We start from the raw sequence: 23,475 nt of genomic DNA on the forward strand, positions 1-23,475 counted from the left end.
CCGTGCACGTGCCCGACGGTTTCCTCGACGCCCCCACCTCGGTGGCCACCGGGGTCGTGGCGGCGACCGCGGTCGCCCTGTCCCTGCGCGGTGCGCGACGCGAGCTCGACGACCGTACGGCGCCGATGGCGGGGCTGGTCGCGACGTTCGTGTTCGCCGCGCAGATGATCAACTTCCCCGTGGGCGCCGGCACCAGCGGCCACCTGATGGGCGGAGCCCTCGCCGCGGTCCTGGTCGGACCGTGGACGGCGGTGCTCTGCCTGTCGGTGGTGCTCCTGGTCCAGGCCCTGCTGATGGCCGACGGCGGCATCACCGCTCTCGGCACCAACATCACCCTCATCGGGATCGTCACCGTCGCCGTCGGCTGGGTGGTCTTCGTCGGCCTGCGCCGCGTGCTGCCCAAGCGGCTCGGCATGGTGGCGCCCGCCGCCGCGGTCGCCGCCCTGGTGAGCGTGCCGGTCGCGGCCCTCGTCTTCACCGGCCTCTTCGCCGTCGGCGGCAACATCGAGGTCGACCTCGGCACCGTCCTCGCCGCGATGGTGGGCTGGCACACCGTCATCGGCATCGGGGAGGCCGTCGTCACCAGCCTGGTGGTCGCGAGCGTCGTCGCGGCCCGCCCCGACCTCGTCCACGGCGCCCAACCACTCCTCGTCGAGCGCGAGCTCGAGCTGCGAGACGGAGTCCACCGATGAGCACCCGCCGCTTCTTCGCCGTCGCCCTGGTCGTCAGCCTGCTCGTCGCAGGCGTCGCGAGCTACTACGCCAGCTCGCACCCCGACGGCCTGGAGTACGTCGCCGAGCAGACCGGCTTCCTCGACTCCGCGGAGGACTCCGCGACCGCCGACAGCCCTCTCGCCGACTACCAGACCTCCGGCGTCGACGACGCCCGGATCAGCGGCGGGCTTGCCGGCGTCATCGGCGTGCTCGTGATGCTGGTGCTGAGCACCGGGCTCTTCTGGCTCGTGCGCCGACGCGGGCACGACGGGCTCGACCACAGGCCCCACGGCGCATCCGGCGACGTCACCGACGACGCGCCCGCCGCGCCGCACCGGTCGGGATCCTGATGGGTGCCGGGCACGGGCACCGGCTCCACTTCCACGCGCACAGCCCGGTCCACCGCGCGCCAGCGCACCTCAAGGTGCTGGCGCTGCTCGGCTTCATGCTCGTGGTCGTCGCGACCCCGCGCCAGGCCTACCCCCTCTTCGCGGTCGAGGCCGCCGTGCTGCTCGGCGTCATCGCGCTCTCCCGCGTCCCGCTGCGCTACCTGTTGCCCCGCATGGTCGTCGAGCTGCCCTTCGTGGTCTTCGCCGTGCTGATGCCCTTCATCGCCCACGGGCCGCGTACGGAGGTGCTGGGGGTGACCGTCTCCGAGCCCGGGCTGGTCGCGGGCGTCGCGCTGCTGGTCAAGGGCAGCATCGGCGTGCTCGCCTCGCTCACCCTCGCCGCCACCACCGAGCCGCAGGACCTGCTCCGGGGCCTCCAGCGGCTGCGCGCACCCGACCTGGTCGTGCAGATCATGGGCTTCATGATCCGCTACCTCGACGTCGTCACCGAGGAGCTCACCCGGATGATGACGGCGCTGCGCTCGCGCGGCTGCGACCCCCGCTCGCCGCGCCACTGGCCGGTGCTGGCACGTTCGCTGGGCGCGCTGTTCATCCGGTCCTACGAGCGGGGCGAGCGCGTCCACCTCGCCATGCTGTCGCGCGGCTACGACGGGAAGCTGCCGTCGTGAGCACCCCCGTCCTCGACGTCCGCGGCCTGGCGTTCGCCTACCCCGACGGCCACCAGGCGCTCTTCGGGGTCGACCTCCACGTCCACCGGGGCGAGCGGGTCGCCCTGCTCGGCCCCAACGGCGCCGGCAAGACCACCCTCGTGCTCCACCTCAACGGCATCCTCACCGCCGGCAGGGGATCGGTCACGGTCAGCGGCCTCCCGGTCGCCAAGCAGCACCTCCTCGAGATCCGGCGCCGCGTCGGCATCGTCTTCCAGGACCCCGACGACCAGCTCTTCCTCGGCACCGTCCGCCAGGACGTCGCCTTCGGGCCGGCCAACCTCGGCCTCAAGGGCGCCGAGCTCGACCGCCGGGTGATGGACGCGCTCGACCGGGTCGGCATGGCCGACTTCGTCGACCGGCCGCCGCACCACCTGTCCTACGGCCAGCGCCGCCGCGTCGCGGTCGCCACCGTGCTGGCGATGGAGCCGGAGGTCCTGGTGCTCGACGAGCCCTCCTCCAACCTCGACCCCGCCTCGCGCCGCGAGCTCGCCGACATCCTCCGCAGCCTCGACGTGACGGTGCTGATGGTCACCCACGACCTGCCCTACGCCCTCGAGCTGTGCCCGCGCAGCGTCGTGCTCAGCGAGGGGGTCGTGGTCGCCGACCGGCCGACGTTCGACGTCCTCACCGACGACGAGCTGATGGCCGCGCACCGGCTCGAGCTGCCGTGGGGGTTCGACCCGCGGCGCATTGATAGCCTTCCCGGGTGACCCAGGACATGAGCGCGCTCGAGCGCGAGATCGAGGAGACGCGCGAGCGGCTGGCCTCGACGATCGACCAGCTCGCCTACCGTGCCCACCCCAAGACGATCATCGGCCGCCAGGTGACGACCCTGAAGGCGCACTTCGTCGACCTCGACACGGGGGAGCCGCGCACCGACAACATCCTCCAGGCCGCCGGCATCGTGGTCGGCGTCGTCGTCCTCTTCGGCATCGTCCGCAAGGTCGCACGCTGAGCGCCATGCCGGGTGCGGGGGGCAGCGCCCCGATCAAGATGCTCCACGACCGCCTCCTCGTGGAGGTCGACCAGGAGGCCGGGGAGCGCCGGTCCACCGGCGGCATCGTCATCCCGGCGACCGCCGCGATGGGCGCACGGAGACTGGCCTGGTCGCGCGTGATCGCCGTGGGCCCCCACGCCCGCGCCGTCGAGGTCGGTGACCGCGTGCTCTTCGACCCCGAGGACAAGGCCGAGGTCGAGGTGCAGGGCGAGGTCTACGTCGTCATGCGCGAGCGCGACGTCCACGCCGTCGCCGCGGAGCGCCTCGAGGGCGGCTCCACCGGGCTCTACCTCTAGCCCGCCCCTTCTCCGCCAGCCAGGAGCGCCCGATGGCCTACTTCGTCAAGCAGTCCCACCGCGCCCCCGCGGTCACCTCGCCCGTCCCGGTCGACGGGTCGCTCCCGCGCGCGTGCGTCATCGGCGCCGGCTCGTCGGGCATCGCCGCGGCCAAGCAGCTCTACCTCGCCGGCATAGGTTTCGACTGCTTCGAGAAGGGCAGCGACATCGGGGGCACCTGGGTCCTCGACAACTCCAACGGGCAGTCGGCCTGCTACGACACCCTCGAGATCAACACGTCGTGCCCGCGGATGGCGTTCTCCGACTTCCCGATGCCCGCGGACTACCCGCCCTACGCGCGCCACGACCAGGTGCACGCCTACTTCGAGCAGTACGTCGACCACTTCGGCTTCCGCGACACGATCACCTTCGACACCACCGTCGAGGACGTCTCCCGCTCGGCCGACGGCCGCTGGGACGTGCGGATCACCGGCCCCGGTGGCACCGAGACCCGCACCTACGACGCGGTGCTCGTCGCCAACGGCCACCACTGGGACCCGCGGTGGCCCGAGCCGGCCTATCCCGGGACGTTCGACGGTGAGCAGATCCACGCCCACGACTACCGCTCCCGCGACCAGCTCGCCGGGCGCGACGTCGTCGTGGTCGGTGCCGGCAACTCCGCGATGGACATCGCGGTGGAGTCGTCGTTCGTGGCGCGCACGACCACGTGGTCGGTGCGCCGCACGGAGTGGGTGCTGCGCAAGTTCTTCCTCGGCCGGCCGAGCGACCAGGTCGCCCTGCCGGGCTGGCTGCCGTGGTGGGTCACGGCGGCGCGCCTGCGGCTCGGCGCCACCCACGCGGGCAGCCTGGCCAAGTACGGGCTGCCGGCCCCGACCCACAAGCCCGGCCAGTCGCACCCCGTCCAGTCCGACCGGATCCGCGAGCGCCTCGACGCAGGGGCGATCACGGCGCGGCCCGGCATCGAGCGGCTCGACGGCGACCGGGTGGTCTTCGTCGACGGCACCGAGGCGCCTGCCGACCTGATCGTCTGGGCGACCGGCTACCGGGTCAGCTTCCCGTTCCTGTCACCCGACCTGGTCTCCGCGCACGACAACGACCTGCCGCTGTGGAAGCGCACCGTCCACCCGGACCTTCCCGGCCTCTACTTCATCGGCCTCGTCCAGGCCATCGGTGCGGTGATGCCGATCGCGGAGGCGCAGTCGGCGTGGATCGCGGACACGCTCGCCGGGCGCTACGTCCCACCGGCGGACGACGTCGTACGCCGCCAGATGGACGCCGAGCACCGTCGCGACAAGCGGCAGTTCTACGCCTCGCCGCGCCACACGATGGAGGTCGACTTCGACCACTACCTGTGGGACCTCGACCGCGAGCGCCGGGCCGGCCGGGCGCGGGCCGCGACTCGCACGCCGTCCCTCGGCTCACCCGCTGGGCCGGGGGTCTCCGCGTCCGTTCCTGCTGCCGCGCCGACGTCGGACGGCGGGGGAGTGCGGCGCACGCTCGCCCGCCTGCTCCTCGGCGCAGCCCGCTGGCGGGCCGTGGGCGAGGTGCCCCAGCGCGCCGTCCTGGTCGGCGCACCGCACACGTCCAACTGGGACTGGGTGCTGACCATCCTGCTGGCCTGGCGCTACGGCATCGACATCCGGCTGCTCGTCAAGAAGGAGCTCTTCGTCGGCCCCCTTGGCTGGCTCCTGCGCCGCACCGGAGCGGTCGAGCTCGACCGCAAGAACCCCTCCGCGACCATCAAGGAGCTGCTCGCCGAGGCCGAGGGTGACGAGCCCTGGCTGCTCGGCATCGCTGCGGAGGGCACCCGCTCACGCGGGGAGCACTGGAAGTCGGGCTTCTACCGGATCGCCCGCCAGACCGGCCTCCCGATCACCCTCGCGTTCATCGACGCGCCGTCTCGCACGGTCGGGTGGGGGCCGACCTTCCACCCGACCGGTGACGTCGGCGCCGACATGGACCTGGTCCGCGCCTTCTACGCCGACAAGACCGGTATCCGGCCCGCCGACTTCACCCCGCCCCGCCTGCGCGAGGAGGGCTGAGACCCCTGCCTTTCGGCCCGCCCCAAGGGGTGTGATCGGTACCGTTCGGCCCGGGTCGAACTGTACGTTGAGCGTTCAACCGAAGGGAGCATGCGAAATGGCATTTCTGCTGTGGATCCTTGCCGTCATCCTCGTGGTGTCCGGCATCGTCTCGTTGATCAGGGGTCAGATGCTCTGGGGCATCGTGCTCATCATCGTCGGGCTGCTCGTCGGCCCCGGTGGAGTCAGCCTGTTCACGTAGCAGCCCTGCGGGAGAGCGTGCGAGGAGCTGGTCCGTCTGGACCGGCTCCTCGCTCCGATTTCGGGGCGTTGCGGCCGCCGTCGGAGTCCCCGCTCGAGCGGGGACTCCGTCACTTGGAGGGGGTTGCAACGGCCTCCAGGTGTCGGACTCGGCCGCCAAGTCTCCCGTTACGTCAATCCGATCCCGTACGCGGCTTACACGCCACCCCGGCCCCGCGCTGGCCGGGATGGGGAGACAGTAGAGGCCCTTCACGGATCTCTCCGTGAAGGGCCTCTGAACTGATCGGTACGCCATCAGGGACTCGAACCCCGAACCCGCTGATTAAGAGTCAGCTGCTCTGCCAATTGAGCTAATGGCGCAGGCGGTGAAGCGAGTAGAACTGTACCCCGTCGCCATCGGCAGGCGAAATCGCGGTCGGTCAGAGGTCGGCCAGGACCGCATGGGCGGCGTTGTGCCCACCGAGGCCCGACACCGCGCCGCCGCGTCGCGCGCCGGAGCCGCACAGCAGGACGGTGTCGTGCTCGGTCTGTACGCCCCACTGCTGAGCGGGAGTGTCGAGGCGGGAGCGGTGGGGCGCCCAGGGCCACTCCAGGTCGCCGTGGAAGATGTGTCCGCCCGGCATCGCGAGGTCGCGCTCGACGTCCTGGGGCACCTTCGCCTCGATGCACGGCCGGCCGTCGGCGTCGGTGGCGATGCAGTCGGCGAGCGGCTCGGCCAGCACGGCGTCGATGGAGGCGAGGGCTCGCTGGACGGCGACGTCGCGGGCGCCGGGGTCGGCGTCGAAGAGACCGGCCGGGGTGTGCAGGCCGAAGTAGGTCAGGGTGTGAGCCGAGCCGGCCCGGTCGCCGAGGATCGAGGGGTCGGTGAGGCTGTGGCAGTAGACCTCGCCCGGCAGCGGGTCGGGCACCGCGCCGCCGGCCGCAGCGGCGTACGCCCGCTCGAGGAGCGAGTAGTCCTCGGCGAGGTGCAGGGTGCCGGCGAACGCGACGGCGGGGTCGGCGCCCGACCTCAGGGCGGGCAGCCGGTCGAGCAGGACGTTGATCTTGAGCTGCGAGCCCGACGGCTTGGTCTCGGCGTCCTCGCCCTCGCCGAGCAGGATCCGCAGCACCCAGGGCGCGACCCCCGACAGCACCCGCCGCCCGGTCACCGCGTGCTCGCGCTCACCGTCGTGGAACGTGACCTCGGCGCCGTCCGCGCCGGGGGTGATGGAGCTGACGCCGGCCCCGGTCACGATCTCGGCACCGGCCTCGACGGCGGCCCGGGCGAGGGCGTCGGTCACCGCGCCCATCCCGCCGATCGGCACCCGCCACTCGCCCGTGCCGTTGCCGATGAGGTGGTAGAGGAAGCACCGGTTCTGCACGAGGGACGGGTCGTCCATCGACGCGAACGTGCCGATCAGGCCGTCGGTGGCGACCACCCCGCGCACGGTGTCGTCGGAGAAGCGCCGCGTGATGGCGCGGCCGAGCGGCTCCTCGACCACCTCGGCCCAGATCCGCTCGTCGACCCGCGAGCGCAGGTCGCGCTCGAGCGGCAGCGGCTGCATCAGGGTCGGTGCCACGACGCCGGCGAGCCGGCCCACCTCGTCGTAGAACGCCTGCCACGCGGCGTGCTCGTCGTCGCCGCCGGTGAGCTCGCGGAACGACTCGCGCGTCGCGTCGCCCTCGGGCCGCTCGACGAGGAGCCCGCCGCTGCGGTCCCCGCGCCTCCAGGGCGTGTACGACGCCGTGGTGCGCGAGGCGAGCCGGACGTCGAGGTCGAGGTCGGCCATCAGCTGCTGGGGCATCAGGCTCACCAGGTAGGAGTAGCGCGAGAGCCGGGCCTGGTGCCCGGCGAAGGGCTCCACCGACACGGCGGCACCGCCGGTGTGCCCGAGTCGCTCCAGCACGACCACCGAGAGCCCGGCCCGGGCGAGGTAGGCGGCGCTGACGAGGGCGTTGTGCCCGCCGCCGACGACCACGACGTCATAGCTGTTGGTGCCCTGGTCCACCGCACCAACCTAGACCCCCGCCGGTGCTCGGCCGCGCCCGGTGCGGGGCGCGCCGCAGCAGGGCCCTTCGCCGCCCGGGTGGGGTCCAAGGACCCTTCGTCCGGCGCTCCGGGCGGCGAAGAGTGGAGGCACCGGAACAGTCGAGGAGGACGTCATGACCGAGCAGCTCACCGCCACCCGCGGACCCAGGATCGTGGTCGGGGTCGGCCCCGAGGACGTGGAGTCCGCGCTGGCGTTCGCGGCCGCCGAGGCCGTACGCGCAGGGTGCGGGCTGCACCTGTTGCACGCCCTCGACCTGGCGCCGGCCGGTCCGGAGGCCTGGCTGGTCGCCGCCGATCTCCAGGCCTGGGGCGTCGAGCACCTCGCCGACGCCGTGAAGCGGGCCGAGGGCCTGGTTGACGGAGCGGTGCCCGTGACCCACGAGCTGGTCCGTGGCACGGCGGTCGGCTCGCTGGTCGAGGCCGGACGGTCGGCGCGGATGGTCGTGCTGGAGCACCGGCACCTGTCGCGGCTCTCGCGGATCGTCAACCGCACGGTCGCCGGCGGCGTCGCCGCGCACCTGCGGGTGCCGGTCGTGGCCGTGCCGAGCGGGTGGCGTCCCGACGGGGCGCAGCGCGTCGTGGTCGCGGGAGTCGACGTGCCCGAGCGCTCCGACGAGGTGCTGCGCGCGGCCCTGGCCGAGGCGCACGCGCGCGGCGCGCAGCTGCGGGTCGTCCACGCGTGGTCCCTGCCGCGCCCCTACGAGGGGGTCACCAGGGCCGAGGAGGTCGGGCGCTGGTCGGACTCCGTACGGGCCGAGGTGCTGTCCGCGCTGGACCGTGTCGGCGACCTCTCCGCGGCGACCGACGCGGAGGTGCGCATCGAGCAGGGCCGCGCGGCCGACTGCCTGGTGCGGGCCTCACTCGACGCCGAGCTGCTGGTCATCGGTCGCCACGACCCGCTCGTGCCGATCGGGTCGCACGTCGGACCGATCGCGCGCGCGGTGCTCCGGGAGTCCGGTTGCCCGGTGCTGCTCGCGACCCCGCGATCCCACCCGGCGGCCTACCACCCGTGAGGTCAGCGGCCGAGGAGCCGTGAGAGGAACCCCTTGCCGCTCCCGGCGGCGGCCTTCTCCTCAGCCGTGGGCCGGCCGTTGCACCACTGCGCTGCGCGAGCGCGAGGCCACCAGGACGGTGAGGTCGGACATCACGCGCCCACCTCCACCTCGCGTCCCGAGGCCACCCAGCCCTTGGTGCCGCCGGCCACCGACACCGCGTCGAAGCCGCTGGCGACCAGCAGGTCGGTCATCGCCTTCGACCGGTTGCCCGAGGCGCAGATGACGTGCACGCGGGAGCCGCGGTCGAGCTCGCCGAGCCGGGAGGGGAGCCGGCCCATGGGCACGGAGAGTGCTCCGGGCACGTGGCCCTCGGCGTACTCGCCCGGCTCGCGGACGTCCACGGTCACGCCGCTCCCGCGCTCGGCTGCGAACTCCTCGACGGCGATCTCGGGCGTGCGGTGTGACATGCGGTCCTCTCTCCGGAGTGCCTCGTGCACCGCCGATTTTACCGCGCCGCCGGGGCGCGGACCGAAGTCGCAAATGCCCCCGAGGGGTATTCGGTCGGAGGGCGGTCGCGACCCTCACCTCCGGTGGAGCCCGTAGGGTGCGGCGCCGAGGGAGAGCCGAGGGAGAGGGAGCGTCGTGAGGGAGAAGTGGAGGCAACGCGTCGACGACCGGCTCGGTGACCCGATCTGGTGGAACGACGTCCTGCAGCTGGCCAAGACCGTGCTCGCGGCGGTCGCCGCCTGGGTCATCGCGGCGAGCGTCCTCGACCTGCCCCAGCCGTTCCTGGCGCCCTGGGCGGCGCTGCTGGTGGTGCACGCGACGGTCTACCGCACGTTCTCGAAGGGGATGCAGCAGGTCGCGGCCACCGTCGTCGCCGTCCTGCTCGCGACCCTGGTGGGCGAGGTGCTGGGGCTGAGCACCTGGGCCATCGCGCTGCTGCTGGTGGTCGCGCTCGTGCTGGGCGCCGTCCCATGGCTGGGCGCCGAGGCCACCACCATCGCGACGACGGGCCTGGTGGTGCTCACCACCGGCTTCCAGGACGACGTGATCCTCCTCGCGCGCCTGCTCGACACCGCGATCGGCGTGGGGGTCGGCCTGCTGGTCAACGTCCTCGTCTGGCCGCCGCTGCGCCGGCACACGGCCGCCAAGGCGCTCGACCGCGTCGATGAGAGCATCGGCGAGCTGCTGGTCGACATGGCGGGCGGTCTGGGCGACGGCTGTCAGGACGAGGACGTCACGGCCTGGGTCGACCGCACGCGCGACATCGACGTCGACCTCGGCCACGCGTGGGCGCTCGTGCGGCAGGCCGAGGAGAGCGCCCGGATGAACCCGCGCCGCTCGGCACGCCCGATGAAGAACCCGGAGGAGTGGCACGAGCTGCTGCGCCGCATGGAGCAGGCCGTGGCTGAGACCCGGAGCCTGGCCCGCACGCTCGGCGGCCAGCGAGCCCACCGCGAGACGTGGGGGGAGGACTTCGCCGTCCCGTGGATCTCGATGCTCGGCGACGCCGGCCGCGCGACCGGCGCCGCCGACCCCGAAGCGCTGCTCGACGTGCGCCGCCGGCTGGTGGAGTTCACCGAGGAGCTGCGCTCCACCGAGCGCTCGTCCGAGTGGCCCGTCTACGGCGCGCTGATCATCAACCTGCGCAACATCGTCGACGCCATGGACCGGGTCGCCGAGGCCAACCCGATCGGCGGACCGCCGTTGCCGCTGCGCCTCCCGCAGCGTCGCGCTTGACCTTGCCGCTGGGGCAGGGCACACGCTCGGTCAGCCGACGGCGCAGGGTCGCCGGCAGGAGAGGAACGACGATGCTGTCCATCGGCGAGTTCGCCCGGGAGACCGGGCTCAGTGCCAAGGCGCTGCGCCTCTACGACGAGCTCGGGCTGGTCACGCCGGCCGAGGTCGACGACCGCACCGGCTACCGCCGCTACACCGCCGACCAGGTGGACCACGCGCGCCTGGTCGCCCGCCTGCGGGTGGCCGGGGTGCCGCTGCGCACCATCGCAGCGGTCGCCGGTGCGACGACGCCCGAGGTGGCGGTGGCCGAGCTGCTGTCCTACTGGCGGCAGGTCGAGGCGGACACCGCGTCGGCCCGCAGCATCGTCGCGTCGCTCCTCGCCCAGATGAGAGGACGTCACGCCATGACCGACACGACCGAGACCAGCACACGGATCCCGAGGTCCGCCCACCGCGCCGGGCGCGGCGCGCGCGACGCGCAGCTCGACGCGGTACATCCCCGCACCCACCGGCTCGCGGCGCAGGTCACGGGGCAGCGGCTCTTCGCCGTGGCCGACGGCTTCGGCGACGCCGACGGCGCGGCGGGGGTCGCCCTCGACGCCCTGGCCGCCCTGGACGCCGCTCCCGCCGGCCCTGACCCGCTCGGGGCCCTGGACGCGGCGGTCCGCACCGCCGCCGACGCCGTCGCCCGCCGCGCCGACGACGCGCCGGGCAGCGGCACGACCCTGACCGCGCTGCTGCTCGTGGGCGACCGCGCGCTGGTCGCCCACGTCGGCGACTCGCGCGCGTACGCCATCGGGGCGGAGGGACTCGTCCGGCTCACCCACGACCACACCGTCGTGCAGTCGATGCTGGACCAGGGACGCCTCACGCCGGAGGAGGCGGGCGACCAGCCGTCGCCGGCCGTACTCAACCGCGCCCTCGGGCACGGCACGCCGACCGCGCCCGACCTGTCCGTGCGGCCGGTCGCCCCGGGCGAGCGGCTGGTGCTCACCACCGACGGCGTCCACGCGGTGCTCGAGCCGCGGCTGCTGGCCGACCTGCTGACCGCACCGGGGGAGCCCGACGAGGTGGCGGCGTCGGTGGAGGCGGCCGTCCTGGCGGCCGGGGCCCCGGACAACTACGCGGTCGTCGTGGTGGAGGTCTGAGCAGACGCCTGGCCCGTGGAGGCACGCGGGTGCGCCGGGGGAAATCCTGACTCGTCCACCTCGGCTTCCTTGCTGACGCCCCAGAGGACGTCGAAGAAGTTCGTCTGCATCTGGGCGTACTCGACGGACTCGATCACCATGGCGAACGTCTCCTGCGCTGAGGAGAGCGCGACGGCTTGGTGGGTGCCGATCAGCGTCGTCATCGTGAACTCGTACTCCGGCGGGGCGTGCTTGACGACGCGATAGTCGTGAGCGCTGGTGAGCCAGCCACCGGGCCAGTCATGATCGCGGGTGCGGATGACGCGTAGGAGCAACTCGCGTTGGCGGCGGCCAGCGATGTACTCGGCCATGGCGGCCTCGCCGGGCACGGCCATGAGGTCGCGCATGGACAGGATGCCTCGGATCGGCGACGCCCATTCGAGGGTCTCGAACAGCGCTGCGCGGATGCCGGCGACGCCCTCGAGGTAGCGCACCTTGGGACGAGCGCGGTTCTCCGAGAACAGAGCTCGGAGCTGCGGGACGAGGTCGTCGAGGACCTGTCGCCGCGAAGCCCACTCATCGAGCAGGTGCATGGGGTCGTTCGCCACCAGGTGGCTGTGGGTGCGCAGGTCCTCGCCCTCGCCGGGACCAGACTCGATCTTGCTGATGAGGCCACGGGCTTGGAGCCGGCGGGCGATGTCGTATCCGCTGGTGCGACTGACGTGCGCCTGCCTGGCGGCTTCAGCGATGGTGCTCTTACCGCTGCGGAGGACAGCAAGGTAGAAGTGCGCGTCCTTCGCGTCGAGTCCGGCCTCGACCAACGACTGCCACATGCGAGTCCTCTGCCTCCTCGTTCGTGCTCCTCCACCGCGCCGCAGGTTGTTGTCGGAATCTGTCGACACAAGTGGCCTCGACGCACAGCTGTGAGGCTCCCTACGGTCCCGTGATGCAAACCACATCGCGATGAAGTGTCGACTTCTCGCGACACATTCACAAGGGAGTGTCATATGCCGAACGACCGTCTACCCACAGTGCGAGTGGCGGCCGTCCAAGCCGCACCTGTGTTCCTCGACCGAGAGGCCACGTTGGACAAGCTCGAGTCCCTCGTCGCAGACGCGGCTGCTCAGGGAGCCGAGCTGGTTGCGTTCGGGGAGTCGTTCGTCTCGGGGTTCCCGATCTGGGGGTCGGTGCTTCCGCCCGTGGACCAGCACGACCTGCACCAGCGCCTGTTCGAGTCATCCATCACCGTCCCTGGCCCGCACGCTCGCCGGCTCGGGGAGATCGCCGCCAACCACGGCGTCGTGGTCTCGGTCGGGGTGAACGAGCGCGCCTCCCACAGCCTGGGCCAGGTCTTCAACTCCAACCTGATCTTCAACGGTCGCGGTGAGCTCGTGAACCATAGGCGCAAGCTCGTCGGGACGTGGCACGAGCGGCTCACCTGGTCCCACGGCGACGCGCACGACCTCGAGCCGGTCGAGCTGGACGGATGGTTCCTCGGAGCACTCATCTGTGGGGAGAACACCAACACCCTCGCCAAGTACACACTGCTGGCGCAGGGCGAGAGGCTGCACGTTGCCACGTATCCGCCGGCATGGCCGTTCGACCAGCGCACCGACGCCCCCGAGTATGACCTTGCCGAGAGCATCCGGCTGCGCAGCGCCGCGCACAGCTTCGAGGGAAAGGTGTTCACCGTCGTTGCGGCGTCCGTGCTGGACCAACACGCGATCGACGAGGTCGCTCGAGGTGACGAGCGCATCGAGGCCCAGCTGCGGGCCACCCCGACCGTGTCGATGATCGTGGGCCCGCGCGGCGACATCATCGCCGGGCCCCCGGAAGGCGAGGAGGGCATCGTGACGGCGACGATCGACCTGAACGAGGAGGTGGTCCTCAAGAGGGCGCACGACATCGTCGGGACCTACAACCGGTTCGACATCTTCGACCTACGCGTCGACAAGCGGCGCCACCGTGCGATCACCACCATCGAGCAGGACGACGTCCCATCTGACCGAGGACACCACGACTCGCACGCGCGGTCCGAGGGCCGCTCCACTCCGACCGGCGTCTCCCCCCTGGACGACCTGACCCAGAGGGAGGCCACGCGCGATGTCCGCTGACGCCAACCTCCACACCGACAGCACCGGCACCGCCGGTGGCGCTCCGGACGACCCGCGCCTGGATCAGGCCGACGACCCTGAGTACCGCGCGAAGGGACGCAAGGCGCTCCGTGCCGCCATCGGCGGGTTCTTCGTCGACATGTACGACGTGTACCTACCGGTCATCGCGCTCGCGCCGGCCATCGCGTACTTCATCCCGGCTGACGCGTCGAAGACCGAAGCCGCGACGCTGACTGCGCTCATCTTCGCCGTCTCCCTCGTCGGCCGGCCGATCGGGTCCATCATCTTCGGTGTTCTGGGGGACCGGGTCGGCCGCCGCAAGACGACAGTGTGGGTCGCTGCCGGCTTCACCGTCTGCACCGGACTCATCGCGCTGCTGCCCGGCTACGCGACCATGGGATGGTGGGCCGCGGGCCTACTGATCTTCCTGCGCCTGGTCGACGGCATCTTCCTCGGGGGGGAGTACACGGCAGCGAACCCGTTGGCCATGGAGTACGCGCCCAGGCACCTGCGTGGCCTCTACGGCTCGCTGCTCAACGTCGGCTACCCGGCCGCGTTGGGGTTCATGACCCTGCTGACCATGCTCATTCTGATGGTCATGCCGTCGGGCGACGCCGATGCCGCATACAGCGTGTGGGGCTGGCGCATCCCGTTCGTCGTCGGGTTCCTGCTGTCCTTCGCTGTCTTCTGGCACTACCTGCGCTCGGTGCCGGAGTCTGAGCTCTGGGCGAAGTCCACGAACGTCGGCAACCCGCTCAAGGCGCTGATGAGGGGCCAGAACCTGCGCAACTTCGGGGTCGCCTTCGTGACCTCCACCGGGGCGTGGCTGATCCTCGACGGCACCATCGGCGTGTTCGGGGGCCACTTCAAGAAGCTCGGCACCGACCCGATGACCGTCAACATCACCGTGCTCGTCTCCGCAGTCGCCGGTGTCGCGTTGTTCCCGCTCATCGGTGCTGCCGGCCAGAAGTACGGTCGCCGGCACGTGATGATGGCGATCGCGCTGTTCAACCTCGTACCCGGCACCATCGCCTTCTCGCTCGCCATCGGGGACCACACCTCCACGGTCACGGTGATTGTCGGGTCAGCGGTGGCCATCGTGGGTGGCTTGGCTGTGTTCGCGATGATCACTGCCTACATCATGGAGATGTTCCCCACCGAGGTTCGCTCGTCCGGGTACGGCATCGCCTACAGCCTGCCGAGCGTCATCCCAGCCTTCTACCCCTACTACATGCTGTGGTTGGGCAACACGATGAACTACGACTACACGCCGTTGGTCATCATCGTTGCCGGAGGCCTGTTCCTCCTGGTCGGGTCGTACATCTCCAAGGACCTGAGGCATGTCCACCTCTGACATCGCAGGCAGCCCTGTGGCCGTCACGCCCGAACGAGTTCCGTTCGGCGTGGCGGTCCTCGGGGGGCCAACCACGCTCATCGACGTAGCCGGGCACCGGATCCTGTGTGACCCCACCTTCGACCCGCCGGGCGACTACGGGTACCTGTGCAAGCTCGATGGCCCGGCCGCGCCCCCCGATGATGTGGGGGACGTCGACGTCGTGCTCGTCAGTCACGACCAGCACGTCGACAACCTCGACGGCTCCGGTCGCAGGCTGGCGCTCGCCGCACCGGTCCTGCTGACCACCCCTACGTCTGCGGTACGGCTCGGCGGACCGGCACAGGGCCTTCCCACGTGGTCGACCTGGGCGAGCGACTCGGGTGCGTTGACCATCACGGCCGTACCTGCCCGACACGGCCCAGCAGACGGTCAGCCGGACGAGGACGGTTTCGTGAACTGCGCAGTCACGGGATTCCTTCTTCAGGCACGCGGCGGCCCGGTGGTCTACGTCAGCGGCGACAACGCCTCGGTGGAGCACGTTCGAGAGGTGCGCGAACACGTCCGCGCCGGCGGTCGTCGGCTGGACTGCGCTGTCCTGTTCGCCGGCGCGGCCGCGGTGTCCACGAAGTTCGACGGACGGCCCCTCACCCTCACCGCCGACCGGGCTGCCGCAGCCGCCGAGGTCCTCGGCGCTCGTCACGTCGTGGTAGCCCACCAGACAGGATGGGCGCACTTCGCCCAAGGGCCAAGTGCCACCCGCCACGCCTTCGCATCCGCCGGCACCGAGGCCCTTCTGTGCGACGCGCCTCTTGGGTCGTGGTGCAGCCATGTGGCGGACTGACACCTCCCGCGTGCAGGAGCGACGGTGGGGGCTCGTGGTGCTCCGACAGCAGTCGACGATCCGCGGCTCAGCAACGTGGCGGCGAGGCGAAGGCCGTCGCCAGCGCGTCCAGGACGTGTGAGCAGGCCCCTGGCCCGGGAAGACGATCGAGCCCCCGACCGGATCCGGTCGGGGGCTCGATCTCTTCAGGGTGAGTAACGGGACTTGAACCCGCGACATCCGCCACCACAAGGCGGCGCTCTACCAGCTGAGCTATACCCACCATGCCCCTCAGCTCGCGCTGTGGACGACGAGAAGTGTAGGGCACTCAGTCCGGAGAGCCGGAATCGGCGTCCGTGTCCGGGCCGAGGCCGGTGAGCTGGCCGCCGTGGCGGGCCGCGATCTCCCGCGCGCGGGCGCTGTCGGGCCCGGGCGGGGGTACGAAGACGGCCTCGCGGTAGTAGCGCAGCTCCTCGATGCTCTCCTGGATGTCGGCCAGCGCCCGGTGGTTGCCGCGCTTGGTCGGAGCCGCGAAGTAGGCCCGGGGATACCACCGGCGCGACAGCTCCTTGATCGAGGAGACGTCGACGATGCGGTAGTGGAGGAACGACTCGAGGCCGGGCATGTCGCGCGCGAGGAAGGCGCGGTCGGTGGCCACGGTGTTGCCGGCGAGCGGGGGACGGCTCCCGTCGGGGCAGTGCTCCTTGATGTAGTCGAGCACCTCCTGCTCGGCGTCGGCCAGCGTCGTCCCGGCGGCGAGCTCGTCGAGCAGACCGGACTTCTCGTGCATCGATCGGACGAACTCGACCATCTGGTCGAGGGCCTCCTGGGAGGGCTTGATGATCACGTCGACGCCCTCGCCCAGCACGTTGAGGTCGAAGTCCGTGACGAGGGCCGCGACCTCGATGAGCGCGTCGGCGCCCAGGTCGAGGCCGGTCATCTCGCAGTCGATCCACACCAGTCTGTCGCTCACGACGTGCCACCCTACTGGGGGCCTGCTGGGGGGTTCTCAGGGACGACTCAGCCTCACCTCCTAGGGTCATGGGCGTGAAGGACTGGATCGGCCTCGTCGCGCGCCTGGTGACGGGAGGCGTGTGGGTCGTGGCGGGGGCGCTCAAGCTGCCCCATCCCGCCGACAGCGTGCGCGCCGTACGGGCCTACGACCTGCTGCCCGAGGCGATCGTCCCCACCGTCGGGCACCTGTTGCCCGTCGTCGAGGTGGTGATCGGCCTCTGCCTGATCCTCGGCGTGCTGGTGCGCGGCAGCTCCGTCGTCTCCGCCCTGCTCTTCCTGGCCTTCATCATCGGGATCTCGAGCGCGTGGGCGCGCGGGCTGTCGATCGACTGCGGCTGCTTCGGCGGCGGGGGCGAGATCCCCGACGCCGCGGCGAAGTACCCCGGCGAGATCGCGCGCGACGTCGGGCTGCTGGCGCTGAGCCTGTGGCTCGTCGTCCGCCCCGCGTCCCGGCTCGCGCTCGACAACGTGCTGTTCGCCACCACCGCCGATCCCGGCACCCACCCCCCGACCGACGACACCACCGACCACGAAGGAAGCCTCGATGGCGCAGAAGAAGACCTCGCACAGGACCGATGAGGAGAAGGCCGCCAACGCGGCCAAGCGGGAGGCGCGGCGGGCGCGGACCGAGCGGGCCCGGGCGCAGGCCGAGGAGCGACGCAAGAAGGCCAAGCGCAAGGAGCAGCTCACCCGCTTCGGGCTGATCGCCGGCGTGCTGGTCCTCGTCGTGGGCGGCTACTTCCTGATCAGCAACCTCGGCTCCGACAAGCCCGACACCGCTCCCGCGGGCGCGAGCGACGACTACGGGCTGGTCGTCGGCGAGGACGACGCGCCGAAGTCGATCGTGGTCTACGAGGACTTCCTGTGCCCGTTCTGCGGCCAGCTCGAGCAGACCGTCGGCGACCAGCTCGACGAGGCGGTCGCGGCCGGCGAGGTCAAGGTCGAGTTCCGCCCGCTGCCGTTCCTGGAGCGGATCAGCGACTTCTCGCCGCGGGCGGCCAACGCCCTCGCCGTGGTGCTCGACGCGTCCGGGCCCGAGGTCGCCAAGTCGTTCCACGACGTGCTCTACGACAACCAGCCCGCCGAGTCGGGTCCGTTCCCCGACGACGACCAGCTCGTGGAGTGGGCCGTCGAGGCCGGCGCCGAGGAGGACGCCGTGCGTCCCGGCATCGAGGACATGGCCTTCGAGGGCTGGGTCGACGCCGCCGGCGACGCCGCGTCCAAGGCCGGGATCAACTCGACGCCGACCGTCCTCGTCGACGGCGAGAAGGTCGAGGGCCAGACCCTCAACGAGATCGCCGAGGCGATGGTCGGCCCGCTGGGCTGACCTGCGCTCTGCGACACTGCGGGGCGTGAGCCTCCAGTCGTTCATCGCCGGCCTGCCCAAGGCCGAGCTGCACGTCCACCACGTCGGGTCGGCGTCGCCGCGGATCGTCTCCGAGCTCGCGGCGCGCCACCCCGGCGCGGGCGTGCCGTCCGACCTGGAGGCGTTGCGGGAGTTCTTCACGTTCCGCGACTTCGCCCACTTCATCGACGTCTACCTCTCCGTGGTCGACCTCGTCCGCACGCCCGAGGACGTGCGGCTGCTGACCTACGAGGTCGCCCGCGACATGGCCGAGGGCCAGAACCTCCGCTACGCCGAGCTGACCTGCACCCCCTACACCTCCGTCCTGCGCGGCGTCCCGATCGAGGCCTACACCGAGGCGATCGAGGACGCGCGGACCGCCGCCGAGCGCGACTTCGGGCTGGTGCTGCGGTGGATCTACGACATCCCGGGGGAGTCCGGGCTGCCGGCCGCCCACGCGACGCTGCAGTACGCGCTCGAGCACCGCACCGACGCGCTCGTCGGCTTCGGGCTGGGCGGGCCGGAGGTGGGGGTGCCTCGCGCGCAGTTCCGCGAGCACTTCGGCACCGCGCGCGCCGCCGGCCTGCGGTCGGTGCCGCACGCGGGCGAGACCACCGGGCCGGAGACCGTCTGGGACTCGGTGCGGCTGCTCGGCGCCGAGCGGATCGGTCACGGCTGCTCGGCGGCGGCCGACCCCGAGCTGCTCGCCCACCTCGCCGACACCGGGGTGGTGCTCGAGGTGTGCCCGACGTCGAACGTCGCGACCCGTGCCGTCGACCGCATCGAGGACCATCCGCTCCGTACGTTCGTCGAGGCCGGGGTGGCGGTGACGATCAACTCCGACGACCCGCCGATGTTCGCGACCACCCTCAACCACGACTACGAGGTGGCCGCGCGCCTGCTCGACCTCGACGAGCGCGGCGTCGCCGCGCTCGCGCGGGCCGCCGTCGACGCCTCGTTCGCGCCACCCGACGTCAAGGCGCGCATCAGCACCGAGATCGACGCGTACGCCGCCCGGTAGCGCCCGCCTCCGCCACCCGCAGGGCCGGGCGGGCAAAGGTGAAGGCCCCGCTACCTCATACGTGGCGGGGCCTGACGACAACTCTGGCGGAGCGGGCCGGCATCCCGGGGGACCTCGCCGGGCGTGTCGGTGACCGGCGGAGGACTCCTCGGTGGACTCCTGGCGCCCCCGGCAGGACTCGAACCTGCAACCCACGGATTAGAAGGCCGTTGCGCTATCCGTTGCGCCACGGGGGCTGGGCGGGGTCAGTATCCCAGTAGCGCACGGCCCGCGCTCCGCAAGGTGGTCGCAGAGCGCGGGCCGTGGTGGCGACCGGTGAGTCAGGCCGCGGCGGGCGTGACGTCCCGCGCGTCGGTGTCGGCGTCCTCGCGCCACGCCTCGCGCCCGCGGGGGGCGTCGTACGTCGACTGGTCGAGGATGCCCTCGCGCTTGGCGACGATGGTCGGGACCAGCGCCTGGCCGGTGACGTTGACCGCGGTGCGGCCCATGTCGAGGATCGGGTCGATCGCCAGGAGCAGGCCGACGCCCTCGAGCGGCAGGCCGAGCGTGGACAGCGTCAGCGTGAGCATCACGGTGGCGCCGGTGACGCCGGCCGTGGCGGCGGAGCCGATCACGGAGACGAACGCGATGAGCACGTAGTCGGTGATCGAGAGGTCGAGGCCGAAGAACTGCGCCACGAAGATCGCCGAGATCGCGGGATAGATCGAGGCGCAGCCGTCCATCTTGGTGGTGGCGCCCAGCGGCACGGCGAACGACGCGTAGGCGCGCGGCACGCCGAGGTTGCGCTCCGTGACCGACTCGGTCACCGGCATGGTGCCGATCGAGGACCGGGACACGAAGGCGAGCGAGATCGCCGGCCAGGCGCCGGAGAAGAACTGGCGCACCGAGAGGCCGTTGAGCCGCAGCAGGGCGGGGTAGACGCCGGCGATGACGATCGCCAGTCCGGCGTAGATCGCCACGGTGAACATGCCGAGCGAGCCCAGCGCGTCCCAGCCGTAGCTGGCGACGGCGTTGCCCAGCAGGCCGACGGTCGCGAGGGGAGCGAGCAGGATGATCCACCACAGGACCTTCTGCACGACGGCCAGCGCGGACCGGACGAACGCCAGGAACGGCTCCGCCGCCTCGCCGACCTTGAGGGTCGCGATGCCGACGGCGATCGAGATCACCAGGATCTGCAGCACGTTGAACGAGAAGCCGACCGAGCCGTCGCCGTTGTCGTAGCCCTCGAGGCCGAGCACGTTGGCCGGCACCAGGCCGGTGAGGAAGTCGAGCCACGATCCGCTCGACGAGGGGGCCGACGCCGCGTCGGAGGTGACGCTGGTGTGGTCGCCGGGCTGGAGCACCAGGCCGAGCACGATGCCGATGACGACGGCGATGAGCGCGGTGATCGCGAACCACATGAGGGTCTTCCACGCGAGGCGGGCGGCGCCGGTGACGTCGCGCAGGTTGGCGATCGAGGCGACGATCGCGAGGAACACCAGCGGGGGTACGACCGCGCGCAGCAGCGTCACGAACGTGCCGCCGACCGTGTCGAGGGTCTCGGTGAGCCAGTTGGGGTCGACCTCGCCGCTCGCCGCATCCACGCCGTCGGCACCCATGCTGCGGGCGACGAGACCGAGGACGACGCCGAGGACCAGTCCGATCAGGACCTGGGTGCCGAACGAGGGGAGACGGAAGCGGGTGCGCTTCGCGTCATCCGTAACAGAAGTAGTCATACTGAAAAGGTTGCCTTTCCGAGAGGCGGCCCGTCAACGCGGGCGCCGGGACCGGGTGGTGCGGGAGGACGGTCTGAGGGCGCTGCGCTCAGCGACAGAGGGCGCTCTGGGTGCGCGCGAGGTCCACCGCACGACGCTGCGTCAGCAGCTCGCCGACGGTCGTGGGGACGAGGATGTGTGGGCGCACGACAGGCACAACCCCGTCGGACGTCCGGCGATTCCCGTGACGCGCCTCACGCATGGGTTGCGGCCCCGCAGCGCGCCCACTCACCGCGACAGCAGCGTGATGACCTCGTAGTGGGTGGTGTGCGGGAACATGTCGAGCACCCGCGCCTCGACCGGGCGCAGCGACGGCATCTGGGCCAGGTCGCGGGCCAGCGACTGCGCGTTGCACGAGGAGTAGACGACGTGGCGCACGCCCGAGGCCTCGAGCCAACCGGCGAGGTCGGCGCCGACGCCGCGTCGGGGCGGGTTGACGACGACCAGGTCGGGCACGGTGTCGGCGGCGAGTGCGTACGCCGTCGCGTCCGCCGCGACGAACCGTGCCGGGGCGCCCGCCTCGGCCGCGGTGGCCGTCGCCGCGGCGACCGCGTCGGCGGAGGCCTCGACGCCGAGCACCTCGCGGCCCGCGGCGGCCAGGTGCAGGGCAAACCCGCCGACCCCGCAGTAGAGGTCCCACACCCTGCGGACGTCGGGCAGGTCGGACACCCACGAGCGGGCCTGCTCGTACAGCGCCTCCGCGACGCGGGTGTTGGTCTGGAAGAACGACCGCGGCCCCAGCCGCAGCGTCACCCCGGTGGCCAGTCGCATCGGCAGCGTCGCCGTCCCGGTCAGCACGATCTCGCGCTCGCCCTCGAGCACCGCCTTGTGCTCGGGCTGCACGTTGATCGTCACCACCCGCAGCGACGGCACCGCGGCCAGCAGCGCTGGCAGCCGCGACCGGATGCGGGCCTCCAGTGCCGTCGACCGCAGCACGAGCCGCAGCATCGTCTCCCCGTCGGGCGACTCCGTCAGCAGCACGTGCTTGAGCTCGCCGCGGCGCGCCGCGACGTCGTACGGCGCCAGGCCGGCCTCGGTGATCCAGTCGGCGACGCGCTGCAGGCTCGCGCGCAGGCCGTCGGAGTGCAGGCCGCAGTCGCGCAGGTCGACGCCGGCCAGGTCGCGGTCGAGGATGCCGAGCGTGGGCGCCTCGGCGGTGCCCCCGACCACCATCTTGGCCTTGTTGCGGAAGCCGACGTCGGCTCCGGCGACGGTCGGCAGCCACACCTCGGCGTCGACGAGCGAGCGCGCGTGGGCCTCCTTGTCGGAGAGCTGGACGGCCCGCGGCACGCCCAGCAGCGTGCATGAGGCGCAGCGGTGCGCGTCGAAGTGGTGGCAGCGCGGCAGCCCGTCGACGATCGCGAGGCTGGGCGGCGGCGATCCGGCCGGATCAGCCACCGATGCGGGACCCCATCCACTCCTCGACCTCGCCCGACGTGCGGGGGAGCGAGGCGGACAGGTTGCGGTGGCCGTCGGCGGTGACGAGGATGTCGTCCTCGATGCGGATGCCGATGCCGCGCAGCTCCTCCGGGACGAGCAGGTCGTCCTCCTGGAAGTAGAGACCCGGCTCCACGGTCAGCACCATGCCCTCGGCGAGGTCGCCCTTGGGGTAGATGTCGGCCGAGGAGCGGCCGCAGTCGTGGACGTCCATGCCGAGCATGTGCGAGGTGCCGTGGAGCGTCCACCGCGAGTAGACCTTGGACTCCGGGTCGAGCGCCTCCTCGGCCGAGACCGGCAGCAGCTGCATGGCCTCCAGGCCGTGGGCGAGCACCTCCATCGCCGCGTGGTGCGCGGCGAGGAACGGCGCGCCGGGGCGTACGGCGTCGATGCCGGCCTGCTGCGCCTTCTGCACGAGGTCGTAGAGGTCGCGCTGCAGCGGGGTGAAGCGGCCGTCGACCGGCAGCGTGCGGGTGACGTCGGCGGTGTAGAGGTTGTGCCCCTCCACGCCCATGTCGAGCAGCACGAGCCTGCCGGGCTCGATCGGGCCCGTGTTGTCGATCCAGTGCAGCGTGGTCGCGTGGGAGCCGCCCGCGCAGATCGAGTCGTAGCCGATGTCGTTGCCCATCGCGCGGGCCCGGCGGAAGAACGTGCCCTCGATCCAGCGCTCGCCGAACTCCAGGACGCGGTCCCACTCCCGCACCGAGTCGTCGAACCCGAGGGCGGTGATGTCGCACGCCTCCTGCAGCTCGCCGATCTCCCAGTCGTCCTTGACCAGGCGCAGCTCGTCGGCGACGCGGGCGAGGTCCTCGTCGCGGGTCAGGTCGCGCGTCTTGCGGTCATCGTCGAAGGACGGCAGGTCCTTGACGTGGCGCACCTCGATGCCCAGCGAGTCGGAGATCTCCTGCGTCGACGGGCGGCGACCCGCCCAGAGCTCGCCGTACTGGCGGTCGCGGAAGAACTCGTCGGTGTCGCGCTCCGAGCGCGGTCGGGCGTAGAGCACCGACTCGCCGTCCTCGATCACCAGGACCGCGTCGGAGGTCTGGTTGCCGGAGAAGTAGGTGTGGGCGGTGTCGGGCCGGAACCGGTAGTCGGTGTCGTTGGCGCGGACCTTGTAGGTCCCGGCGGGCAGCACCAGGCGGTCGTCGGGAAAGGCCTCGGCCAGCCGCGCGCGACGGGCGGCGGCCCGGTCGGCCACCGGGTGGCGCGGCATGTCGAGCGCACGGTCGCCCCAGCCCTGGCGCATGAAGGCGGCGTAGGCGGCGGGCACCGCGGGGTCGTGCGACTCGGTGCGGGGGTGCTCGTCGGCGTCGGGGGTCTGGACGCTCTCGGCGGGGTTCTCGGCAGTCGGCTCGCTCACGCGGCCACTCTACGCCGCGCCGGGCGTCGCGC

24 protein-coding genes and 3 tRNA genes are annotated in these 23,475 nt (G+C 71.9%); 17 read left to right on the forward strand and 10 right to left on the reverse strand.

Annotated features, from left to right (window positions below; genetic code table 11):
- The first annotated feature begins 2 nt into the window (after positions 1 to 2).
- From AC4H2S_RS07125 to AC4H2S_RS07160, 8 genes are all read left to right on the forward strand, one after another.
- Positions 3 to 692, forward strand: a complete 690-nt coding sequence (locus AC4H2S_RS07125; protein WP_491496273.1) for an energy-coupling factor ABC transporter permease — start codon at positions 3 to 5, stop codon at positions 690 to 692.
- The gene (locus AC4H2S_RS07130; protein WP_491496274.1) at positions 689 to 1,063 is read left to right on the forward strand and encodes a PDGLE domain-containing protein; all 375 of its coding nucleotides are present in this window, start codon (positions 689 to 691) and stop codon (positions 1,061 to 1,063) included. Before AC4H2S_RS07125 ends, AC4H2S_RS07130 begins: the two co-directional genes overlap by 4 nt.
- The gene (gene cbiQ / locus AC4H2S_RS07135) at positions 1,063 to 1,731 is read left to right on the forward strand and encodes a cobalt ECF transporter T component CbiQ (protein ID WP_491496275.1); all 669 of its coding nucleotides are present in this window, start codon (positions 1,063 to 1,065) and stop codon (positions 1,729 to 1,731) included. Before AC4H2S_RS07130 ends, cbiQ begins: the two co-directional genes overlap by 1 nt.
- Entirely contained in the window at positions 1,728 to 2,483 is a 756-nt protein-coding gene (locus AC4H2S_RS07140; protein ID WP_491496276.1) for an energy-coupling factor ABC transporter ATP-binding protein, read from the forward strand. Before cbiQ ends, AC4H2S_RS07140 begins: the two co-directional genes overlap by 4 nt.
- On the forward strand, positions 2,480 to 2,728 hold the full coding sequence (locus AC4H2S_RS07145; RefSeq protein WP_491496277.1) for a DUF3618 domain-containing protein: 249 nt from the start codon (positions 2,480 to 2,482) through the stop codon (positions 2,726 to 2,728). The genes AC4H2S_RS07140 and AC4H2S_RS07145 overlap by 4 nt, the downstream gene beginning before the upstream one ends.
- A 5-nt stretch (positions 2,729 to 2,733) precedes the next feature.
- Positions 2,734 to 3,066 (forward strand): GroES family chaperonin, encoded by a 333-nt coding sequence (locus AC4H2S_RS07150; RefSeq protein ID WP_491496278.1) that lies wholly within the window; start codon positions 2,734 to 2,736, stop codon positions 3,064 to 3,066.
- Positions 3,067 to 3,098: 32 nt separating this feature from the next.
- Entirely contained in the window at positions 3,099 to 5,108 is a 2,010-nt protein-coding gene (locus tag AC4H2S_RS07155) for an NAD(P)-binding domain-containing protein (RefSeq protein ID WP_491496279.1), read from the forward strand.
- A 97-nt stretch (positions 5,109 to 5,205) separates the two neighbouring features.
- The gene (locus tag AC4H2S_RS07160; RefSeq protein WP_186340748.1) at positions 5,206 to 5,349 is read left to right on the forward strand and encodes a GPGG-motif small membrane protein; all 144 of its coding nucleotides are present in this window, start codon (positions 5,206 to 5,208) and stop codon (positions 5,347 to 5,349) included.
- Between the two features lie 286 nt (positions 5,350 to 5,635).
- On the opposite strand, the gene AC4H2S_RS07165 is transcribed toward AC4H2S_RS07160, so the two are convergent.
- Positions 5,636 to 5,708 (reverse strand) — tRNA-Lys (locus tag AC4H2S_RS07165).
- A 59-nt stretch (positions 5,709 to 5,767) separates the two neighbouring features.
- Positions 5,768 to 7,336 carry a phytoene desaturase family protein gene (locus tag AC4H2S_RS07170; protein WP_491496280.1) on the reverse strand — a complete coding sequence of 523 codons (1,569 nt, stop codon included), beginning with the start codon at positions 7,334 to 7,336 and terminating at the stop codon, positions 5,768 to 5,770.
- Positions 7,337 to 7,490: 154 nt separating this feature from the next.
- Between AC4H2S_RS07170 and AC4H2S_RS07175 the strand changes: the two genes are divergently transcribed.
- A complete protein-coding gene (locus AC4H2S_RS07175) occupies positions 7,491 to 8,390 on the forward strand; it encodes a universal stress protein (RefSeq protein WP_186340752.1) in 900 nt (299 codons plus the stop codon).
- 131 nt (positions 8,391 to 8,521) lie between these two features.
- Here AC4H2S_RS07175 and AC4H2S_RS07180 read toward each other — a convergent pair whose 3' ends face one another.
- The gene (locus AC4H2S_RS07180; protein WP_491496281.1) at positions 8,522 to 8,839 is read right to left on the reverse strand and encodes a rhodanese-like domain-containing protein; all 318 of its coding nucleotides are present in this window, start codon (positions 8,837 to 8,839) and stop codon (positions 8,522 to 8,524) included.
- Positions 8,840 to 9,014: 175 nt separating this feature from the next.
- Between AC4H2S_RS07180 and AC4H2S_RS07185 the strand changes: the two genes are divergently transcribed.
- Positions 9,015 to 10,115 carry an FUSC family protein gene (locus tag AC4H2S_RS07185; protein WP_491496282.1) on the forward strand — a complete coding sequence of 367 codons (1,101 nt, stop codon included), beginning with the start codon at positions 9,015 to 9,017 and terminating at the stop codon, positions 10,113 to 10,115.
- A 71-nt stretch (positions 10,116 to 10,186) separates the two neighbouring features.
- The gene (locus tag AC4H2S_RS07190; RefSeq protein WP_491496283.1) at positions 10,187 to 11,263 is read left to right on the forward strand and encodes a MerR family transcriptional regulator; all 1,077 of its coding nucleotides are present in this window, start codon (positions 10,187 to 10,189) and stop codon (positions 11,261 to 11,263) included.
- On the opposite strand, the gene AC4H2S_RS07195 is transcribed toward AC4H2S_RS07190, so the two are convergent.
- Positions 11,236 to 12,075: a TrmB family transcriptional regulator gene (locus AC4H2S_RS07195; RefSeq protein ID WP_491496284.1), complete on the reverse strand. Its 840-nt coding sequence runs from the start codon at positions 12,073 to 12,075 to the stop codon at positions 11,236 to 11,238. The genes AC4H2S_RS07190 and AC4H2S_RS07195 overlap by 28 nt on opposite strands.
- A 174-nt stretch (positions 12,076 to 12,249) precedes the next feature.
- On the opposite strand from AC4H2S_RS07195, the gene AC4H2S_RS07200 reads away from it, so the two are divergent.
- From AC4H2S_RS07200 to AC4H2S_RS07210, 3 genes are read left to right on the forward strand one after another with little or no spacing between them, the layout of a single operon-like run.
- On the forward strand, positions 12,250 to 13,356 hold the full coding sequence (locus AC4H2S_RS07200) for a carbon-nitrogen hydrolase family protein (protein WP_491496285.1): 1,107 nt from the start codon (positions 12,250 to 12,252) through the stop codon (positions 13,354 to 13,356).
- Positions 13,346 to 14,710: an MFS transporter gene (locus AC4H2S_RS07205; RefSeq protein WP_491496286.1), complete on the forward strand. Its 1,365-nt coding sequence runs from the start codon at positions 13,346 to 13,348 to the stop codon at positions 14,708 to 14,710. The genes AC4H2S_RS07200 and AC4H2S_RS07205 overlap by 11 nt, the downstream gene beginning before the upstream one ends.
- Complete coding sequence (locus AC4H2S_RS07210; protein WP_491496287.1) at positions 14,697 to 15,533, forward strand: MBL fold metallo-hydrolase; 837 nt, start codon at positions 14,697 to 14,699, stop codon at positions 15,531 to 15,533. The genes AC4H2S_RS07205 and AC4H2S_RS07210 overlap by 14 nt, the downstream gene beginning before the upstream one ends.
- Positions 15,534 to 15,722: 189 nt before the next feature.
- Here the strand turns inward: AC4H2S_RS07210 and AC4H2S_RS07215 are convergent.
- Positions 15,723 to 15,795: transfer RNA gene (locus AC4H2S_RS07215), tRNA-His, on the reverse strand.
- Between the two features lie 45 nt (positions 15,796 to 15,840).
- On the reverse strand, positions 15,841 to 16,485 hold the full coding sequence (orn, locus tag AC4H2S_RS07220) for an oligoribonuclease (RefSeq protein ID WP_491496288.1): 645 nt from the start codon (positions 16,483 to 16,485) through the stop codon (positions 15,841 to 15,843).
- A gap of 74 nt (positions 16,486 to 16,559) precedes the next feature.
- Here orn and AC4H2S_RS07225 point away from each other — a divergent pair, with 74 nt between their 5' ends.
- Genes AC4H2S_RS07225 through AC4H2S_RS07235 form a run of 3 tightly spaced genes read left to right on the forward strand, consistent with a single transcriptional unit; the run spans position 16,560 to position 18,892 of the window.
- Complete coding sequence (locus AC4H2S_RS07225) at positions 16,560 to 17,105, forward strand: MauE/DoxX family redox-associated membrane protein (protein ID WP_491496289.1); 546 nt, start codon at positions 16,560 to 16,562, stop codon at positions 17,103 to 17,105.
- Positions 17,071 to 17,853 (forward strand): DsbA family protein, encoded by a 783-nt coding sequence (locus tag AC4H2S_RS07230; RefSeq protein ID WP_491496290.1) that lies wholly within the window; start codon positions 17,071 to 17,073, stop codon positions 17,851 to 17,853. The genes AC4H2S_RS07225 and AC4H2S_RS07230 overlap by 35 nt, the downstream gene beginning before the upstream one ends.
- Before the next feature lie 25 nt (positions 17,854 to 17,878).
- Positions 17,879 to 18,892: an adenosine deaminase gene (locus AC4H2S_RS07235; protein WP_491496291.1), complete on the forward strand. Its 1,014-nt coding sequence runs from the start codon at positions 17,879 to 17,881 to the stop codon at positions 18,890 to 18,892.
- A 160-nt stretch (positions 18,893 to 19,052) separates the two neighbouring features.
- Here the strand turns inward: AC4H2S_RS07235 and AC4H2S_RS07240 are convergent.
- The 4 genes from AC4H2S_RS07240 to AC4H2S_RS07255 all read right to left on the reverse strand — a co-directional run bounded on the left by AC4H2S_RS07240 (position 19,053) and on the right by AC4H2S_RS07255 (position 23,443).
- A tRNA-Arg gene (locus tag AC4H2S_RS07240) sits at positions 19,053 to 19,128 on the reverse strand.
- A gap of 84 nt (positions 19,129 to 19,212) precedes the next feature.
- The gene (locus AC4H2S_RS07245) at positions 19,213 to 20,607 is read right to left on the reverse strand and encodes a dicarboxylate/amino acid:cation symporter (RefSeq protein ID WP_491496292.1); all 1,395 of its coding nucleotides are present in this window, start codon (positions 20,605 to 20,607) and stop codon (positions 19,213 to 19,215) included.
- Positions 20,608 to 20,874: 267 nt separating this feature from the next.
- The gene (rlmC, locus tag AC4H2S_RS07250; RefSeq protein ID WP_491496293.1) at positions 20,875 to 22,044 is read right to left on the reverse strand and encodes a 23S rRNA (uracil(747)-C(5))-methyltransferase RlmC; all 1,170 of its coding nucleotides are present in this window, start codon (positions 22,042 to 22,044) and stop codon (positions 20,875 to 20,877) included.
- Positions 22,037 to 23,443, reverse strand: a complete 1,407-nt coding sequence (locus tag AC4H2S_RS07255; protein ID WP_491496294.1) for an aminopeptidase P family protein — start codon at positions 23,441 to 23,443, stop codon at positions 22,037 to 22,039. Before AC4H2S_RS07255 ends, rlmC begins: the two co-directional genes overlap by 8 nt.
- Positions 23,444 to 23,475 lie beyond the last annotated feature (32 nt).

Source organism: Nocardioides sp. Z13_37, assembly GCF_058355585.1.

Bases quoted from the DNA above. Each gene is read 5' to 3' on its own strand.
- AC4H2S_RS07130 (WP_491496274.1), top strand. From the start codon at position 689: ATGAGCACCCGCCGCTTCTTCGCCGTCGCCCTGGTCGTCAGCCTGCTC.
- cbiQ (WP_491496275.1), top strand. From the start codon at position 1,063: ATGGGTGCCGGGCACGGGCACCGGCTCCACTTCCACGCGCACAGCCCG.
- AC4H2S_RS07150 (WP_491496278.1), top strand. From the start codon at position 2,734: ATGCCGGGTGCGGGGGGCAGCGCCCCGATCAAGATGCTCCACGACCGC.
- AC4H2S_RS07155 (WP_491496279.1), top strand. From the start codon at position 3,099: ATGGCCTACTTCGTCAAGCAGTCCCACCGCGCCCCCGCGGTCACCTCG.
- AC4H2S_RS07160 (WP_186340748.1), top strand. From the start codon at position 5,206: ATGGCATTTCTGCTGTGGATCCTTGCCGTCATCCTCGTGGTGTCCGGC.
- AC4H2S_RS07175 (WP_186340752.1), top strand. From the start codon at position 7,491: ATGACCGAGCAGCTCACCGCCACCCGCGGACCCAGGATCGTGGTCGGG.
- AC4H2S_RS07180 (WP_491496281.1), bottom strand. From the start codon at position 8,839: ATGTCACACCGCACGCCCGAGATCGCCGTCGAGGAGTTCGCAGCCGAG.
- AC4H2S_RS07190 (WP_491496283.1), top strand. From the start codon at position 10,187: ATGCTGTCCATCGGCGAGTTCGCCCGGGAGACCGGGCTCAGTGCCAAG.
- AC4H2S_RS07195 (WP_491496284.1), bottom strand. From the start codon at position 12,075: ATGTGGCAGTCGTTGGTCGAGGCCGGACTCGACGCGAAGGACGCGCAC.
- AC4H2S_RS07200 (WP_491496285.1), top strand. From the start codon at position 12,250: ATGCCGAACGACCGTCTACCCACAGTGCGAGTGGCGGCCGTCCAAGCC.
- AC4H2S_RS07205 (WP_491496286.1), top strand. From the start codon at position 13,346: ATGTCCGCTGACGCCAACCTCCACACCGACAGCACCGGCACCGCCGGT.
- AC4H2S_RS07210 (WP_491496287.1), top strand. From the start codon at position 14,697: ATGTCCACCTCTGACATCGCAGGCAGCCCTGTGGCCGTCACGCCCGAA.
- AC4H2S_RS07230 (WP_491496290.1), top strand. From the start codon at position 17,071: ATGGCGCAGAAGAAGACCTCGCACAGGACCGATGAGGAGAAGGCCGCC.
- AC4H2S_RS07245 (WP_491496292.1), bottom strand. From the start codon at position 20,607: ATGACTACTTCTGTTACGGATGACGCGAAGCGCACCCGCTTCCGTCTC.